The organism is Pseudobutyrivibrio sp. (assembly GCF_015057185.1).
Classification (GTDB): Bacteria; Bacillota; Clostridia; order Lachnospirales; family Lachnospiraceae; genus Pseudobutyrivibrio.
Genome location: NZ_SVEV01000001.1, coordinates 125929 through 142998 on the forward strand (window position 1 = coordinate 125929; position 17070 = coordinate 142998).

The 17070-nt window shown below is 35.8% G+C and carries 23 protein-coding genes and 1 pseudogene; 2 read left to right on the forward strand and 22 right to left on the reverse strand.

Annotated features, from left to right (window positions below; translation table 11 throughout):
* Window positions 1-14: 14 nt before the first annotated feature.
* From E7276_RS00625 to E7276_RS15145, 4 genes are read right to left on the reverse strand one after another with little or no spacing between them, the layout of a single operon-like run.
* Entirely contained in the window at window positions 15-1706 is a 1692-nt protein-coding gene (locus E7276_RS00625) for an FAD-dependent oxidoreductase (protein WP_294212430.1), read from the reverse strand.
* Between the two features lie 3 nt (window positions 1707-1709).
* Window positions 1710-2306, reverse strand: coding sequence for a 4Fe-4S binding protein (locus tag E7276_RS00630; RefSeq protein WP_294212431.1), 597 nt, complete (start codon window positions 2304-2306; stop codon window positions 1710-1712).
* Window positions 2299-2412, reverse strand: coding sequence for a 4Fe-4S binding protein (locus E7276_RS15140; RefSeq protein WP_442960435.1), 114 nt, complete (start codon window positions 2410-2412; stop codon window positions 2299-2301). The genes E7276_RS00630 and E7276_RS15140 overlap by 8 nt, the downstream gene beginning before the upstream one ends.
* Window positions 2379-2510, reverse strand: coding sequence for a 4Fe-4S binding protein (locus tag E7276_RS15145; protein ID WP_442960433.1), 132 nt, complete (start codon window positions 2508-2510; stop codon window positions 2379-2381). Before E7276_RS15145 ends, E7276_RS15140 begins: the two co-directional genes overlap by 34 nt.
* Window positions 2511-2654: 144 nt before the next feature.
* On the opposite strand from E7276_RS15145, the gene E7276_RS00640 reads away from it, so the two are divergent.
* Complete coding sequence (locus E7276_RS00640) at window positions 2655-2990, forward strand: winged helix-turn-helix transcriptional regulator (protein ID WP_294212433.1); 336 nt, start codon at window positions 2655-2657, stop codon at window positions 2988-2990.
* On the opposite strand, the gene E7276_RS00645 is transcribed toward E7276_RS00640, so the two are convergent.
* The 3 genes from E7276_RS00645 to yneA all read right to left on the reverse strand — a co-directional run bounded on the left by E7276_RS00645 (window position 2985) and on the right by yneA (window position 4949).
* The gene (locus tag E7276_RS00645; RefSeq protein WP_294212434.1) at window positions 2985-3671 is read right to left on the reverse strand and encodes a hypothetical protein; all 687 of its coding nucleotides are present in this window, start codon (window positions 3669-3671) and stop codon (window positions 2985-2987) included. The genes E7276_RS00640 and E7276_RS00645 overlap by 6 nt on opposite strands.
* A gap of 109 nt (window positions 3672-3780) precedes the next feature.
* A complete protein-coding gene (locus E7276_RS00650; RefSeq protein ID WP_294212436.1) occupies window positions 3781-4530 on the reverse strand; it encodes a lysophospholipid acyltransferase family protein in 750 nt (249 codons plus the stop codon).
* Between the two features lie 92 nt (window positions 4531-4622).
* Window positions 4623-4949 (reverse strand): cell division suppressor protein YneA, encoded by a 327-nt coding sequence (gene yneA / locus E7276_RS00655; RefSeq protein WP_294212438.1) that lies wholly within the window; start codon window positions 4947-4949, stop codon window positions 4623-4625.
* A 166-nt stretch (window positions 4950-5115) separates the two neighbouring features.
* Here yneA and lexA point away from each other — a divergent pair, with 166 nt between their 5' ends.
* Complete coding sequence (gene lexA / locus E7276_RS00660) at window positions 5116-5730, forward strand: transcriptional repressor LexA (protein WP_294212440.1); 615 nt, start codon at window positions 5116-5118, stop codon at window positions 5728-5730.
* A 65-nt stretch (window positions 5731-5795) separates the two neighbouring features.
* Here lexA and E7276_RS15150 read toward each other — a convergent pair whose 3' ends face one another.
* The 15 genes and pseudogenes from E7276_RS15150 to E7276_RS00730 form a co-directional block, all read right to left on the reverse strand.
* Entirely contained in the window at window positions 5796-5933 is a 138-nt protein-coding gene (locus tag E7276_RS15150; RefSeq protein WP_442960434.1) for a helix-turn-helix domain-containing protein, read from the reverse strand.
* A gap of 31 nt (window positions 5934-5964) precedes the next feature.
* Window positions 5965-7461: a uroporphyrinogen-III C-methyltransferase gene (gene cobA, locus E7276_RS00665; RefSeq protein ID WP_294212441.1), complete on the reverse strand. Its 1497-nt coding sequence runs from the start codon at window positions 7459-7461 to the stop codon at window positions 5965-5967.
* Window positions 7449-8369, reverse strand: coding sequence for a hydroxymethylbilane synthase (hemC, locus tag E7276_RS00670; RefSeq protein ID WP_294212849.1), 921 nt, complete (start codon window positions 8367-8369; stop codon window positions 7449-7451). Before hemC ends, cobA begins: the two co-directional genes overlap by 13 nt.
* 63 nt (window positions 8370-8432) lie before the next feature.
* Window positions 8433-8730 (reverse strand): annotated as a pseudogene (locus tag E7276_RS00675) (biotin transporter BioY); the annotation flags it as partial.
* Window positions 8731-8878: 148 nt separating this feature from the next.
* Window positions 8879-9226 carry a ribosome silencing factor gene (rsfS, locus tag E7276_RS00680; protein ID WP_294212443.1) on the reverse strand — a complete coding sequence of 116 codons (348 nt, stop codon included), beginning with the start codon at window positions 9224-9226 and terminating at the stop codon, window positions 8879-8881.
* Entirely contained in the window at window positions 9216-10421 is a 1206-nt protein-coding gene (nadD, locus tag E7276_RS00685; protein ID WP_294212445.1) for a nicotinate (nicotinamide) nucleotide adenylyltransferase, read from the reverse strand. The genes rsfS and nadD overlap by 11 nt, the downstream gene beginning before the upstream one ends.
* Before the next feature lie 9 nt (window positions 10422-10430).
* Window positions 10431-10718, reverse strand: coding sequence for a ribosome assembly RNA-binding protein YhbY (yhbY, locus tag E7276_RS00690; RefSeq protein ID WP_294212446.1), 288 nt, complete (start codon window positions 10716-10718; stop codon window positions 10431-10433).
* A 9-nt stretch (window positions 10719-10727) separates the two neighbouring features.
* Window positions 10728-12011, reverse strand: coding sequence for a GTPase ObgE (obgE, locus tag E7276_RS00695; RefSeq protein ID WP_294212448.1), 1284 nt, complete (start codon window positions 12009-12011; stop codon window positions 10728-10730).
* A gap of 53 nt (window positions 12012-12064) precedes the next feature.
* Window positions 12065-12349, reverse strand: coding sequence for a 50S ribosomal protein L27 (rpmA, locus tag E7276_RS00700; protein ID WP_015549701.1), 285 nt, complete (start codon window positions 12347-12349; stop codon window positions 12065-12067).
* 3 nt (window positions 12350-12352) lie between these two features.
* Window positions 12353-12679, reverse strand: a complete 327-nt coding sequence (locus E7276_RS00705) for a ribosomal-processing cysteine protease Prp (RefSeq protein WP_294212449.1) — start codon at window positions 12677-12679, stop codon at window positions 12353-12355.
* A 2-nt stretch (window positions 12680-12681) separates the two neighbouring features.
* The gene (gene rplU / locus E7276_RS00710; RefSeq protein WP_028236391.1) at window positions 12682-12990 is read right to left on the reverse strand and encodes a 50S ribosomal protein L21; all 309 of its coding nucleotides are present in this window, start codon (window positions 12988-12990) and stop codon (window positions 12682-12684) included.
* Between the two features lie 160 nt (window positions 12991-13150).
* The gene (locus E7276_RS00715) at window positions 13151-13519 is read right to left on the reverse strand and encodes a hypothetical protein (RefSeq protein WP_294212453.1); all 369 of its coding nucleotides are present in this window, start codon (window positions 13517-13519) and stop codon (window positions 13151-13153) included.
* Between the two features lie 93 nt (window positions 13520-13612).
* Window positions 13613-14503 carry a ribonuclease E/G gene (locus E7276_RS00720; protein ID WP_294212455.1) on the reverse strand — a complete coding sequence of 297 codons (891 nt, stop codon included), beginning with the start codon at window positions 14501-14503 and terminating at the stop codon, window positions 13613-13615.
* Window positions 14493-15209, reverse strand: coding sequence for a TIGR03936 family radical SAM-associated protein (locus E7276_RS00725; protein ID WP_294212456.1), 717 nt, complete (start codon window positions 15207-15209; stop codon window positions 14493-14495). The genes E7276_RS00720 and E7276_RS00725 overlap by 11 nt, the downstream gene beginning before the upstream one ends.
* On the reverse strand, window positions 15199-17067 hold the full coding sequence (locus E7276_RS00730) for a TIGR03960 family B12-binding radical SAM protein (protein ID WP_294212458.1): 1869 nt from the start codon (window positions 17065-17067) through the stop codon (window positions 15199-15201). The genes E7276_RS00725 and E7276_RS00730 overlap by 11 nt, the downstream gene beginning before the upstream one ends.
* Window positions 17068-17070 lie beyond the last annotated feature (3 nt).

A 17070-nucleotide genomic window follows, 5' to 3' on the forward strand; every position in this document is an offset into this window, starting at 1 on the left:
CCGCCTCTCTTCTTTTAATATTTACATACAAATTCTTGACTGAATTCATCTGGATTAACATGAGTTGACATATACATTCTAGTTCCTGCAGGATATACCTTTATATTCTCAAATCCATTATTTTTTAGAATTCGAGCAGCATTATAAGCTCTTACGCCAATGGCACAAACAACAATGTATTTTTGGTTCTTATCAAGCTCATCAAGTCTGCTTCTTAATTGACCAAGAGGAATATTAATTGCATTTTCATAAGAATACATAGCAAGCTCTCCTGTCTCTCTAACATCAAGAATAATTGCATCCTTATCTGTATCAGGCTCATTCCATTCAGCTATCTCGACTAATCCAGCCAAAACATTTTCTGCAACAAAGCCAAGCATATTTACTGGATCTTTTGCTGAAGAATATGGTGGTGCATAAGCAAGCTCCATGTCAGTCAAATCATAAACTGACGCACCGAATCTAATTGCTGTTCCAAGTGTATCAATTCTCTTATCTACGCCTTCTTTACCAACAATTTGAGCCCCATATATTTTACTTCCATCCATTGAGAATACCAATTTTAAAATCATTGGTTTTGCTCCAGGGTAATATCCGGCATGAGAATTCTGAGTTACAATTACAGTTTTATAATCTTTATTCTTTACCATGCCTCTTCTCTGAAGAGCTTTTTCGTTGGCTCCTGTAGCAGCGGCAGTTAAATCAAATACTTTTACAACTGAAGAGCCTTGTGTTCCCTTGTAGATTGAAGAAATACCTGCAATGTTGTCTGCAACAATTCTGCCCTGCTTATTTGCTGGACCTGCAAGAGGAACCATAGTTTTATCACCGAAAATAAAATCTGTAACTTCTACAACATCACCGGCAGCATAAATAAATGGATCTGAAGTGCGCATATTATCATCCACAACAATTCCACCACGCTGATTTAACTCTAATCCAGCTTCTTTTGCTAAATCGCTGTTTGGGCGAACACCTATTGAAAGAATTACTAAATCAGCTGTCACGCTTTTACCACTTGCAAGATTTATTTTTACTTCATTAGTTTTGTCTTCAAAATTGGCAACGCCGTCTCCAAGGATTAAATCTACTCCATTGGCTCTAATGTTTTCATTTAATAGTAATGCCATTTCGTAGTCAATTGGAGCCATAACCTGATTAGCAGCTTCGACTATTGTAACCTTTAAACCTAAAGCATGAAGGTTTTCTGCCATTTCTAGACCGATAAAGCCACCACCTACAACTACTACAGATTTAACTTCGTTTTCTGTAATATATGCCTTTATTTTGTCAGTGTCTGGCACTGTCCATAATGTCTTAACCTTATTAGAATCTATTCCCTCAATTCTTGGTCTAATTGGTGAAGAGCCTGTTGCAATTACAAGATTATCATAGCTTTCCTGATACTCTTCGCCATCAGTCTTTCTTATAGTAATTAGTTTATTTGTTCTATCGATTGAAAGAGCTTCACTATTTTCTCTAACATCAATTTTGAAACGATTTTGCATTACCTGCTTCTTTGTTACAAGTAGATTTTCTCTGTTCTGAATAACATTACCTACATGATATGGTAATCCGCAGTTTGCATAAGAAATATATTCTCCTCTTTCAAGAAGGATTATTTCTTCATCTTCCTTCAATCTTCTAAGTCTGGCAGCAGTACTTGCTCCTGCAGCAACACCACCAATAATAACTGTTTTACCCATAATTTATTTTTTCAAAACCTCCTTGGCTTTTATTTTACAAATTCCTTGAGTCATAGTACCCATAGGACAGAATGAACACCATGTTCGCTCTTTATATAGAACCATTACAATTAGTCCAATAAGAGTTGATGTCAGCATTAAGCTGTAGAAACCAAATCCAAATTGTGCAACCCAATCCGGGAATACACTACCGTTATACGCCCATTTCCAAGGCACTTTAAATGTCCAGAATAGTTTTATGGCTTTTCTAAGAGTTCCGGCCCCTGAGAATACCATATAAGTTTGAAATATCATTGTGCCAAACATTGTCATGAAAAATGTTAAGAAGCCATATCTGAACCACTTAGAGGATAACCATTTTGGCGCTGTTTTTTGTCTAGAACATTTAAGGTTTCTACCTAACATCCAAAATAATTGACCTCTACCACACATATTATTGCAGAACCATTTATTTCCACCAAAAGTTGCGAAAATCAATGGTAAAATAAAATCGATCAGTCCAAGCCATGCAAACAGAATATTGAAAAATCCTAATGCAAAATAAATAATTGACCATATCCAAAGGTAGCTATACCAAGAATTCTTTTTTGTTTTAGACATTTGCCACCTCCGAATTTACATCTTCTATAATTATTGCATCTGCTGGACATGCTTTTTTACATAGACCACAACCTACACATTTTTTGAATCTACAACAGCATAGCAGCCTTTATATATGCTGATTGCTTCTTTGGGACATTGTAGTGCACATACACCACATGCCACGCAAATACTTTTAACCGGGTTTGCTCTTCTCTTCGCCATTTCCTATAACGCTCTTTTCCTAACTTGATTTATTTATTATTGCAATTCTCAGCTGATAGGTTTATTATATGTGGTACAAAAAATATATCAAGTACGCAGATTTTATTAACCTAGTAAGAAAAAACTGACTACCGGAGGAAATATATGAGTAAGAAAGAACCACTTTGCGATAATATTGCAGGCGAGGATTGCGGATTAAAGAAAGTCATTAATATAGTTGGTGGTAAATGGAAAATCATGATTCTTTGTGTAATCGACAAAGATGAAGTTGTTCGTTACGGAGATTTAAGACGTTCTGTATATGGCATAACAAATACAATGCTTGCCAACTCCCTGAAAGAATTAGAAGAAGCCGATATGGTTGTTAGAAAGCAATATGATGAAATGCCAGTTAGAGTAGAATACTCTCTAACTGACAAAGCTAAAAGTATTATTCCGATTTTGCTTGAGCTTAAAAGATGGGGTGAAAAGAATTTATAAAATTACAAGGTCGGCTCTAGCCATAATGAGATATCCATGCTCATTATCGAAAACTTCGATAATATTACCTTCATCACGTTTTACCTTGTACTCCTTATTATTAAAAATATTACGGACCATTAGTCCCTCATTCCACTTATTATAATCTGATTTTAAATTTATTTTTGGAGCTGGTTTTGCTGTTTTTTCTTCAGTAATAGCCGGCTCATTTTTCTTATTAGGAACAACTGGATCCTTTGGTAAATCAAAAATATTTATTTGCTCAAAAGCTTTTGTCTTTTTACTTTTCTTAGCCTTATCCTTTTCCTCGATGCTCTGAGTTTTTGCATCATATGATAAAGTTACAATTCTATTCTCTAATTCAATAGTAAGTGTTCCTTCTTCAAATGAGCTTTTTGTAACTTTGGCACCAGTATAATAATCATTGTAATAGTGAATAATAGCATCATAAGCCTCTTGCTTTTTCAAGAATTCGTCCTTGTTGCCAGAATCATCTTTCATTGTAAACTCTTCTATTACTTTGCCCTTGTCGTCACAAGACAATGTAATAATACGTGATTTGGTAGCAAGCTTAATAGATGGCTCACTTTCTCCTAACAGATCCTCAACAACCTCAAATTCTTCTGGTAATGAATCCATATAATTGGCTATTTTATTTCTTTTTCCACTAGGACTAAGCATAGTATCACTTCTCCTCAAAATGATTAATATGTTCCTAAATAGATTATATCAAATGCCATATTAAAAGGAAAAGCCCATATCTATAAGATATGAGCTTAATTAATAAATATTAAGTTAAAATCTCTGGGTTAGATTGTGTGTTATCATGCACACCGTGTTCTTCCATTGTATTAATGATTGTATTTCGCACTAAACTGGCAATCTCGTGAGTCTTCATGCCGTTATATTCCTCATAATAGATTGGCTTACCAAATATAACCTTTGTATTAACAGGTCCTGGTTTTAAGCTATTAAAGGCAATATATGAATCTATAAGTGTAACAGGAACAATAGGTGCTTTTGCATTCATAGCACATTTAAAGCTGCCTGGTTTGAAGCGTTGAACCAAATTACCATTTCGATCATAGCCACCTTCAGAAAATAGAATGTAGCGCTTTCCTTCCTTTACCTCCTTGGTAATCTGCTCCATTATTCGAACATTTTGACGTACATCATCAAGTGCTAGCCTTTTAGCTCCTAGTAAGTCTACTAGCTCTCTAACTAAGAAGCCATAAGACTTTGCTTTGTCCATAACAAAAGTACAGGGATTATGATGAGCATACATGATACCTAGTGCATCATATTTCCCCTGATGGTTGGGATACATTACATAACCACCATCTGTAGGAAGATTTTCGACGCCAAATACTTCTGTTGTTATGCGAGCACTTTTCATCAAATATCTAATAAGTCTAAGTGCATATGCGTATCTGACCTTTTCCGGATATCTATCCATATGCTTAGTCATTTTACGCATATGGGAAACCAACGAAGGTCCTCGTTTTAAATTAAGCAAGATTGCAATAAAAAATCTAATCATGAAATCTCCTAAAAATACAAAATATAGATACTAATCAATAGCACAATCTATATATATGTATTCTATCACAGGAGCAAAATAATTGCGAACAATTAAAGAGCCTCATACGAAGAATATTGAATAACCAAATGCTTTCCTGCTGTAATAGAGTCAGTAGACATATGATTAAGTTCTTTAATGTTCTCAATAAATTCTTCTTTATCTATGTAATCAGGCCCCATATACTGGTCCGCAATAGACCATAAAGTATCGCCTGGCTGTATCTCGTAACTAGTGTAGTATGTGTATACTTCTCTACTATCCTCAGCATCAGCTATATTTGAAAAAATGATAAATGAAAACAATAAACAAATAATACTGCCAGTAAGTAAAAGTATACGATTTCTAACAATGTTTTTATTTCTTCTATTTGTTCTCATATTAACCTCCCAAATATTCGTTCGAAAACATCTGTTCTGAAATAAATATACAATCCGAACAATCGTTTGTCAATACTTTTCTCGAACAAAATTTCGGAAAATGTGTTTGCAAAAATATGTTCTTTATGCTATCTTAAATGTAAGAAAACGAAAGGAGTATTTCACTATGGCATACGGCAAAATTTCTGCAAAGCAGCGTGAGATTCTTGAAGTAATAAAAAGCGAGATTTTAAATAGAGGATATCCTCCTACTGTTAGAGAATTATGTGATGCTTGTAATCTTAAATCTACATCATCTATTCACTCTCATCTTGAGACATTAGAAAAAAATGGATATATTAGACGTGATCCTTCGAAACCACGTGCAATAGAAATCGTTGATGATAATTTTAATATGGTTAGACGTGAGGTTGTTAATGTACCAGTTGTTGGTAATGTTGCTGCCGGTCAGCCATTACTTGCAGTTCAAAATATCGACGAATACTTCCCTATTCCTGCTGAGCACATGCCTAATCAACAGGCTTTCATGCTTAAGGTAAAGGGCGAGTCCATGATTAATGCAGGTATTCTTGATGGCGATACAATTATTGTTATGCAACAGGATACAGCTAAAAATGGAGACATGGTTGTTGCTTTAGTCGAAGACAGCGCCACTGTAAAAACCTTCTACAAAGAAGACGGTCACATTCGACTTCAGCCTGAAAATGACAATATGGACCCAATTATCGTTCCAGATTGCCAGATTCTCGGAAAAGTCTTTGGAGTATTTAGATTCTTCTAAACATTAAACTATAAAAAGCCTAGTGATGAATTATCTTTCCTGATAACCTCACTAGGCCTTTTTCATTATTGTGCTTTTTCCTTTAAATCATCCATTTTAAGCACAACAAGGTTGCCATTTTCATGTACTATAATCCCTGCCTTTTTAAATTGAGATATTATTCTTGAAACGGTTTCTCTCTTTGCTCCTAACATATTAGCCAAAAAAGTTACAGTGGTTCTATTTTATCTTCCATTATAAAAGCTCCAAAATGCCTGCATATGAAGAAATTTCAGCTTCAATTGTGTTAGTATAGCCAAGTTCATTAATCTTTTTTGTACATGCAGGTCCAATCGAATAAATCTTTTCTGGCATGCGTCCTTTTAAATGAGGAATTGTGGCACTAGCATTACTTCCACTAGTAAAAATAGCCCCGTCACAAGCTGCAATCTCATTAAGCATTTCATCTGAAAAACTTATGTCTAATAGTACATTTTCGTAACAAATATGCTTATGTAAAGCAATGTCCTTTTTTAATGTTTCTTCAAATCCAGCTGAGGTATCCTTCCCGCAAGCCCAATGTATTTCACCTGATTCTAAAGATACATTTAATATATTTGCTAAATCAGCACCATTTTGTTTATCGCTAATAATATCAGCAACAATGCCAAAATCTTCAAGTGCTTCCTTAGTTTTCTTTCCAACTACAGCAAACTTAAAATGTCCTAAAGCTCTTACATCCAAATGATTAACAACCCATAAATTCCAAAAGAAGGATTTAACTCCATTAGCGCTAGTAAATACAATAAAACCATTTTTATTCTTTTCATTTAGGAATTCAAGATTACATTTGACTGGAGAAATACATCCTGTTTCTACGGTCAAAATATCAGCACCTAAAGAAATAAGAGAATCCTCTAATTCATTTCTATTTTGTTCAAAACCATCAGCTTTAAAGGAATAATTAAAATGCTTTATAAATGGCAGAAAATATTTCTTACCAAATAGTTTTCTTCTCTCAAAAAAATTCAAATCACCCGCAAGACTCACAACATCTCCTACAACTATTATTGCAGGAGAAACAATATCTGCACTCTTAATCTTCTCAGCTATATTACATAGATTTCCTACACATTTTGTTTGGTGATTTGTTGTTCCATTAGATATTACAGCAATAGGTGTATTTTCAGACCTTCCAACTGATAATAAGCCATTTGCAATTTCCTCTACATGGGCCAACCCCATTAAAAAAACAAGGGTAACTGTATCATCGGTAAGTAAAGAATAATTAATATCCGCTGCCTCATCTCTTCTACTATGTGCTGTTATAACTTGAAATCCCTTTGAAAGGCCTCTATGAGTAATTGGAATACCTGCTGTAGATAATGCAGCTATAGAAGAACTTATTCCTGGTACACTCTCAACATCTATTCCATTTTCTTTTAAATAAAGAGCCTCTTCACCGCCTCGACCAAATACATATGGGTCGCCGCCTTTTAGTCTTACAACAAGTTCATATTCATTTGCTTTTTCTAGTAGCAACTCATTGATTTTGTCCTGAGGCATAGTATGTAAATGATTTTGTTTTCCTACAAATATTTTCTCACTGTTATCAGGGGCTATTGAAAGCATAGCTGGATTTGCCAATCTATCATAAACTATACAATCAGCCTTTCTTAAAAGTTTTTCTCCCTTTATTGTCAAAAGGTCCAATTCTCCTGGGCCGGCACCTAATAAAACTACTTTTCCCATACAAACTCCTCTAGCTGTCTTTTTATGTCAGATACAGCCTCATCAATAATCTGCTGACTGCAGAGCTTACCCATCTGTTTTGTTGTGGCTAGCGCTGTGCCATCCTCACTTCCAAACAAAGCTTTGAGGCAATACTGACCATTTTCATAGCAAGCATATGCACCAATAGGTAAATGGCAATCCCCACCTATAGCTGACAAAAATCCTCTTTCAAGAAATGTTATATTTTGAGATTCTTCGTTTGATAAAGAATTTACCATTTCAAGAAGCTTTGTATTATTTTCAGCAAGTTCAATGGCCAATGTTCCTTGTCCTGGAGAAGGAATCATTTCATCAACTGTAAAGAATTCAGTAATATTATCCTCAAGGTGCAATCTCTTTAATCCGGCAGCTGCCAGAATTATTCCGTCTAATTTTGTTCCATCGGAAAGTCCTTCATGGAGCTTCCTAATTCTAGTATCTATATTTCCACGAATTGGTACTATTTTAATATCAGGTCGTAATTTCAAAAGCTGATAAGATCTACGCTTGCTACCTGTAGCAATAACAGCCCCTTCAGGAAGCTCATTTAATGACGAATATTCTTTCAATAAAAGTGCATCTCTAGGGTCCTCTCTATCCCATGGCTTTGCAAAAATCAATCCATCCATAGGACTTGATGGCATATCCTTTAACGAATGAACAGCCATCTGAATATCATCATTTAGTAGTGCCTTTTCTATTTCATCAACAAATAAGCCTTTTGAACCGAGCTCATCCAAAGGTTTTGTAGTATCTTTATCGCCAGTGGTAGTAATAATAACTACGTTATATTCATTTTCTGGATATTTTTCTTTTAAACGAGAAATCACATAGTTTGTCTGGGCTAAAGCCAATTTTGATCCTCTTGTACCTACATTGATTGTCATACCTACTCCTGTCTTTTTAATAATTATATTGTTTGATATTTTGCAATCCTTTTGAATGCAGGAATAAGCTGCAAGGATAAATCCAAGAAGAAATCCAAAGCCAGGACGTAAAACATATCCTATTCCCCCCACCAGCAGCAAAAATAGGTACTCCAGCCAATCCAATAAGTATATATGTAATAACACTTAGAGCACCAATTTTAGCTCCTAGTAAGAATCCTGCCATCAAAACAAATAACCACTGTAATGTAAAATGCATGGTATAAAGTGGCAGTGGAATATCGATTTTAATAAAGGCTCCCACAACTATTAAAGCTGCAAATAACGCTGTAAATGTAATATCTTTTGTTGTTAATTTCATAAAGTCGCTCCATGTAATAATATAGTGTGACCTAAATCACACAATAAAAGTATCACATCACATAAAAAATATAAAGTAATATAAACTAAAAATAGGCTATGTATTCTTGTTAATACAAAAATACACAGCCTCTAAATGTTGTATACGATTATAAATCTGCAGCGTCGATAATGACACCGTCTTTCCAGATACGCTCTAAATCATAGAATAATCTGTCTTCCTCATCAAAAAGATGTACGATAACATCCTCGTAATCCATAAGCACCCATGTACTCTGACGATTACCCTCGATAGATTTTGCATGGATCCCCTGCTCATAAAGAACACGATCAACCTCATCCTGCATAGCGTTTAACTGGTTTATATTTGATGCAGAAGCAACAATGAAATAGTCTGCCATAACGCTAACTTCTGAAATATCAATTGCTTTAACGTCAATAGCTTTTTTATCCTCTAATGCCTTGCAAACAATTTTTGCCATCTCTCTAGATTCCATTATTAACCTCACTTTTTCTTTGTTTACAATAGTAATTATAAGTATCTATAGTTGTTGGATCTACCATATCCGGATTGGTATTAAGATATGCCACCGAATCCTCAAGTATCATAAATACACATTTATCTAAGTCAGAATAAGCAACACTTCTAAGAATATCAAGTCTTGGCTGTTTATCCCTACCTGGTTCAATATAGTCAGCTACAAAAATAATTTTGTCTAGAAGATTCATAGCAGGACAGCCTGTAGTATGTACTTCTATGGCATGTTTAATCTGTGAATCAAAAACATCATATTTGCTACTACAATAATAAGCGCCAACTTTTCCATGTAATAAATGAGGATACTTGTACTCTATCTCGCTAATTGGAATATTGTTCTTTTCACAAACATTAATTCTTTTTTCATCTGATATGCATTTAGCGCAATCATGAAGCATTCCTGCAACCATTGCTGTATATGCTGGATAATTCCATTTTAAAGCAAGTGCATAGGCAGTAGTTGCAACTCCAAGAGTATGTACATAACGACCAGGCTTAAGTGCTTTTTTCATTTCCTCAGACAATCTAATAACATCATCATATCCATAAGAATATTGGCTATAAAGATTATGCTCTACAATGTAATTATATACACTAGGATTAAGACCAGCTCTAACAGATTCATCCTTATAGAAATCACTTCTGATAGTTGATGATGCTAAACCATTAGCTTTGTAATCAATCAGGAAGAAATCCCCCTCAAACAATTCCTTGCATTCTTGAATGGATTGCTTAAGTGTCTCAATGTCATCTCCTAACCTAGGTGCACAAAGAATTGTAGCACATTTTGAGATAATATCAGGCTTTACCCAATTTTTAAAATTAATAAGGCTATCACTACCCATAATAAAGAAAATTTCATCATTAGGATATGATTCTTTAAGCTCAGTCATCGTCAAATAGGAATAAGATTTACCTGCCCTATATAACTCTCTGTCATCAATAAATAAATGTGGTTCACCCTTAATAGCAAGAGAAACCATTTCAAGTCTGCAAACATCAGCAATAGTTTCAGCAGTATTCTTGTGAGGTGGAGTGCCTGCTACAAGAAAATATACTCTGTCTAAAGAAAACTGCTTTAAAGCTGCTTTTGCAATACTTATATGTGTATTGTGAATTGGATTGAATGTCCCACCATAAATACCAATTCTCATGATGTCTCCTTACTGAGGAAGCTTGATGCTTGGCTTCTTCGATGCTCTGTATAAAATAATTTTTCTACCAATAACTCTAACAACCTCTGAATGAGTACGCTCAGAGAGTACCTGTGCAATCTCCTTTGGATCATCAAAGCAATTCTTTAAAACATTAATTTTAATAAGCTCTCTAGCCTCAAGTGCCTCATCAACAGCGTTTGTATACTCTGGTGTAAGGCTAGCTTTACCAATTTGAAGAATTGGATTCATATCTGAAGCAAGAGATGATAAATATGCTCTTTGTTTATTAGTCATTTGTAACTCCTATTTATAATAATCAAAAACTAAACCGTACATTCTAACGGTATCGCCTTCCTGAATACCCTTTTCCTCAAGCTCCTTAAGAATACCCTGCTCTTTAAGGAAGTTCTGGAAGAACAAGAATCCTTTCTCAGACTCTAAGTTAGTGTATCCAAGCATTTTTTCGATACGAGGACCCTCTACTACATAATCGCCCTCATCGTTAATCTCAACAGTATATGGCTCTTCTGAGAAGGCTCTAATTGTTGGATCAAACTCCTGCTCGTAAACGATTGGAGCGTCATCACATGTTTCAAGTAGTCTAACAACTTCGTATAAAAGCTCCTTAAGACCCTTTCCTGAAACAGCTGAGATAGGAAATACCTTGATTCCCTTTGGCTCAAATTCAGCCTTTAATGCCTCGATAACCTCATTAGAATCCTCTCCAATTACATCCATTTTATTGGCTGCAATAACCTGAGGCTTCTTAAGAAGCTCTGAGTCATAGGCTTCAAGCTCAGCAGAAATAGTTTTAATATCCTCAACAGGATCTCTACCTTCAACTGATGCACCATCTACCATATGAATGATTACCTTGGTACGCTCAATATGTCTAAGGAATTCGTGACCAAGTCCTACTCCCTCAGAGGCACCCTCGATAAGTCCAGGAATATCTGCAATAACAAATCCATTTATATCATCAACATCTACAACACCTAAGTTTGGAGAAAGTGTTGTAAAATGATAATTTCCAATTTTAGGCTGAGCATTAGTTACACGAGAAAGAAATGTTGATTTACCAACATTTGGATAACCAACAAGACCAACATCAGCAATAACCTTGAGTTCAAGTAAAACCTCAAGCTCAATAGCATCTACACCTGGCTTTGCATATTTAGGAGCCTGCATTGTAGATGTGGCAAAATGCTGATTACCAAGTCCGCCTTTTCCTCCCGGTAAAACAAGCTGACGTTTATTATCCCCTGACATATCAGCAATAACTCGTCCGCTTTCAGCGTCCTTTATAACAGTTCCTTCAGGTACCTTTAAGATAAGATCTTCGCCATTTTTACCGTGGCAATTATCTTTTCCGCCCTCTTCACCAGCTCCTGCAGCAAATTTGCGTCTATGACGATAGTCAACCAAAGTATTCAAACCTGGATCAACTTCAAAAATAACGTCGCCACCTTTACCGCCGTCACCGCCATTAGGACCACCATTAGGAACATATTTTTCGCGTCTAAAACTAACGTGGCCATCACCACCTTTACCGCTTTTTATAATAATCTTTGCTCTATCAGCAAACATAGTTTTCTCCTTAATAAATTGACCCGACTGCAATAATGAGTCGGGTCAAATAATTACTGTTCTACTGGATAGACAGAAGCCTGCTTCTTGTCTCTACCTTTTCTTTCGAAACGAAGTACTCCATCAACTAAAGCAAAAAGTGTATCGTCTCCACCGAGACCTACATTGTTGCCTGGAAGAATCTTTGTACCACGCTGTCTGTAAAGAATATTGCCAGCCTTTACGAACTGACCGTCTGCTCTTTTAGCGCCTAATCTCTTAGACTCTGAATCTCTACCGTTCTTTGTAGAGCCAACACCCTTTTTATGAGCGAAGAACTGAAGGTTCATCTGTAACATGTCTTACACCTCCTTGTAAAGCAATGATAAATACTCATCGCCATATTGTTTTTGAATTTCGTCCAAACCTAATAACATTGAATCAAGTAATAACTTTGATTTATCAGACATAGTCTCAGAAAAACTCATAGATAAAAATCCACCGTCCTCTGCACTATCACAAGAAAAATCATCATCTGTAAATCGTTCTATACTATTAAAAGTATTAATCACGAGAACTGATACAGCAGCACACACTATATCCTGACCTGCGTCAGCATATCCAGCGTGACCATCTAAAGCTACACTGATGTATTTTTCATTATGTTTGGTAATTACTACGCTAATCATAATTAGCCGTTAATCTTCTCAATCTTAACCTGAGTGAAAGCCTGTCTGTGGCCATTCTTCTTGTGGTAACCTGTTTTTCTCTTGTACTTGTAAACGATTACCTTCTTACCTCTGCCTTCTTTAACAACAGAAGCCTCTACTGTAGCACCCTTAACTGTTGGGTCGCCAACCTTGAGATCCTTGTCGCTAACAGCAAGAACCTGATCAAAAGTAACCTTTTCACCAGCTTCAACGCCAAGCTTTTCAATGGTAATGATATCGCCTTCAGAAACTTTGTACTGCTTACCACCTGTTGCAATAATTGCGTACATGGTTGCTCCTCCTTTTTATCATTACTCGCCAGTTTCGGTGGCATTTCGTAATGAAATGCACTTAAAAAACCACACTGAGCGGCATACTCAAGTATATTAACACATGATTTTATATACGTCAATCCAAATTGTTCATAAAACTTAGAAAATTAATATACGCCTAGTCTACTTCATGTATATCGCCTAGATGCTTTTTCAAATATACATCTAAGGAACTGAGATTCTTTTCATTTCCTTCGCGAATCTTTTTTGCTTCATCTTCTAGACAATGCCTGCAAGTCCTTCGAAGGTCCTCCTCCTCATTTTCAGAAAACCAATTATTGAACTGCTCATCCAATTCCTCATTGCCATGAAAATGAAATTTACTAAGCTGAAGAGTTAATTGTGATGTTGAACGAATTCTAACTGATTCTCTAGCCTCATCAGTAAGATTTACTTCAGGAAAGTCTTTGTTAAACCTAACAATTTCCTGTTTTGCAATCTCTTCTGCTTTATCTTCTACAATTTGAATAATATTATTGATTTCCATAGCTGCACCCCCGCAGAAAAACCAAATTAATAATGTAGATATAACTCGATGTCACAAATTATAGCATTAACCATTGAATTTTCTATGTTTTATTTATTCATTAAACAATGAATTAATTGGTGCCGTTATCCTGCTTCTGGTAATCTCAAGCAAGCCAAGATTAGTAAATCCATGAACTGTCACCTGAGAGAAATCCTCCTTGCAAGCCTTCTTAAATGTATCGATTATCTCTTTTTGTTCCTCTTTGGAAACTTTAAGTAAATCTACAATTACTATGCCGGAAATCGACCTGAGCCTAAGCTGTCTTGCAAGCTCTTCCACAGCCTCCATGTTTGTATCAAAAGCGCATGTCTTCCCATAATTCTTGGATGAATTCACATCAATTATTGTCATGGCCTCAGTAGGCTCAATAATAAGATTTCCACCACTTTTCAGATGTACCACCTTGGACAGCGTTCTGTCTAAAAGAGCTGTCAACCCATATAAATCCCATAGGCTATAGGAATCATCCTCATATAATCTTACTTTAAAATCTCTTTGCAAGAGCTCAGGTAAATCTGAAATAACTTCAAAATCATCTCCTGCCATTTCAGCTACATAATAATCGATAAAATCTCTTTCACCGGTATGTTCTGACAAGAATTTGCATGAATAAGGCTTTGTATTTTTTCTGTCCTGTGTAATCTCAACCCAGAATTTATCTTCCTGGCAAACAGTCTTCTTTTCAGAATGTCTGACCTTAAAAAATTCCGGCTTTAGCTTTTTGTTCTCGATAAAACCTTTATCGCCAGTAGAAAGTTTCAATATACAGGCATCAATATCATTTAATACCTTTTCTACTGTTGCTTCACAAACTGTACCTACCTTTGTCACATCAAGATTAATCAAATCAAGAGCCTTATCTTTTTCATCAAATGAAACAAGGAGCCGAAGCTCCTTATCTAAATACATTCCAGTTGTAATTATAATTTTTTTAATGCTCATCCCCTATATCTCCAAGAGAAATAAAGTTGTCTGGTTCTCCAGTAAACATATCAATTCGACGAATATCAAGTGACAATTCATCAAATTCTGGTAAACCTAAGAATTCATGAAAAGCTTTAACAACAAGTTCTGGTTTTATATTGTCTGTACTTCCACTAGAAAGTAAGAAATCATAAACAGGTACACCATCTTTAATATCTAAGTTAAAACGGTAAATAAGTGGCTTTAAATCTAGCTCCCTCTCACCCTTTTTTGTTTTCTTAATAATTGAAATAGATGACGCTTCATCGAAAAACTTCTGCTTCAAATCTGCAATATTATCAATGTAACAAGCATCATCCTTTGAGTCTTTGTAAGTGACAATATAGCTAGCTGCTGTTACTGCAGACATACATTTTTCTGCATCATCTGGCAAATACTTAAAGCCTGTGATCTCAAGACCTTCTACCATGTTATTGTTTAAAGCTTCAAGGGCTGCCTTTGCATCAACCTTTTCCTTTAAATCAATATCCATGTATTCGCCCTGTGATGTTAATCCAACACCAAGTGGTGATGCAAAAGACATAATCTGATGAGGATTAAAGCCTTCGGAATATCTAATAGGAAGACCTGATCTTTTGACAGCCTTTTGAAAAAATCTCATTAAATCCAAATGGCCAACATATCTCATTATGCCATTCTTTTCAAATCTAACTCTAACGCGCATTATGACATACCCCCGATCCAATTATTGCTGCACCACAACCACTGCAGCCCATTTTACAATTTGGAGTAACCTTTTCATTCATAGCGTTATTCCACTCTCTCTTAAGGAAAGCTTTGCTAACATGACAATCAATGAAATCCCAAGGTAATACTTCATCCAAATCGCGTTGACGATATGCATAATAATCTATTGAAATATTGTTCTTCTCAAAAGCAGCAAGCCATTTATCAAAATCAAAATATTCACCCCATGCATCAAAGAAGCAACCGCTCTTGTATGCATCTAGAATTGCAGGGCAAAGTCTTCTATCACCTCTTGCAAAAACTCCTTCAAGAACAGTGACATCTGAATGGTGCCAATTATATTTGAGGGATTTTTGATTAAGCTGCGCTTTCATTTCATCATTAACTACCTTTGCACGACGAAGGTACTCTCCAGCCTCGTACATAGGTGCCCACTGGAAAGGCGTGAAAGGCTTTGGAACGAAGAATGATGTAGATATAGTAATCTGACATCTTCCCTGTCTCTGTTCCTTTGGAACCGTATCATAATAAGCAGCAGCAACCTCGTTGGCCAACTGAGGGATTGCCTTCATATCTTCATCAGTCTCGCCAGGCAAACCTAGCATGAAGTAGAATTTAACTTTATTCCATCCGCCCTTAAAAGCAAGTGTAGCACCGCCAATAATGTCATCAACAGTAAGCCCCTTATTAATAACATTACGCATTCTCTGGGAACCAGCCTCTGGTGCGAAGGTAATGCTTGATTTACGAACATCCTGTACTTTAGACATTACATCTAATGAGAAGGCATCAATTCTAAGTGAAGGTAATGAAACATTAACACCCTCTGATAGACAATCATCTATCAGGAAATCCATTAATTCACCAAGCGCATGGTAGTCTGATGAAGAAAGTGAACTAAGTGAAATCTCCTCATGTCCTGTAGACGCAAGAAGCTCCTTTGCCTGTTCCTTAAGGACTTCTACTGATTTTTCTCTATTAGGTCTATAAATCATGCCTGCCTGACAAAAACGACAGCCTCTGATACAACCACGCTGAATTTCAAGAACAACTCTGTCTTGGATTGCTCTAACAAATGGAATAAGCATTTTGGTTGGATAGCTAGATGAATCCATATCCTTAACTACTTGACGCTGGATAGTTGCAGGAACATCCTCATAAATAGGTTTGAAGGATTCAATTGTTCCATCAGATTCTTTATATGTAACTGTATATAAAGAAGGTACATATATACCAGGAATCTTTGATGCATCTCTAAGGAAGGCTTGTCTATTAAAGCCCTTTTCTTTGTGTGATTTATACAGCTCAAGAAGAGGTGGGTAACTATTCTCTCCCTCACCTACATAAACAAGATCAACAAAATCTGCAATAGGCTCAGGATTAGTAGCACAAGGACCGCCAACTATAACTATAGGATCATCGTTTTCTCTGTCCTTTGTTTCTAATGCAACACCTGCCAAATCAAGAATCTGAAGAATATTTGTATAGCACATCTCATACTGAAGTGTCATACCAATAAAATCAAAATCCTTAATTGGGTCCTGAGATTCTAACGCAAAAAGAGGTATACTCCGCTCCTTCATCAGATTATGTAAATCTGGCCAAGGCGAATATACCCTCTCACAAAATGTATCATCACGCTTGTTTAGCATATCGTAAAGTATAGCTATTCCAAGGTGAGACATACCTACCTCATAGACATCAGGAAAGCACATGGCAAATCTGATGTCTACATCAGCAGGATTCTTATTTACACTATTAAATTCGTTACCAATATAACGTGCAGGTTTGTCAATCTGCATCAATATATCGTCAGGTAAAGCTAGTTTCTTCATAAA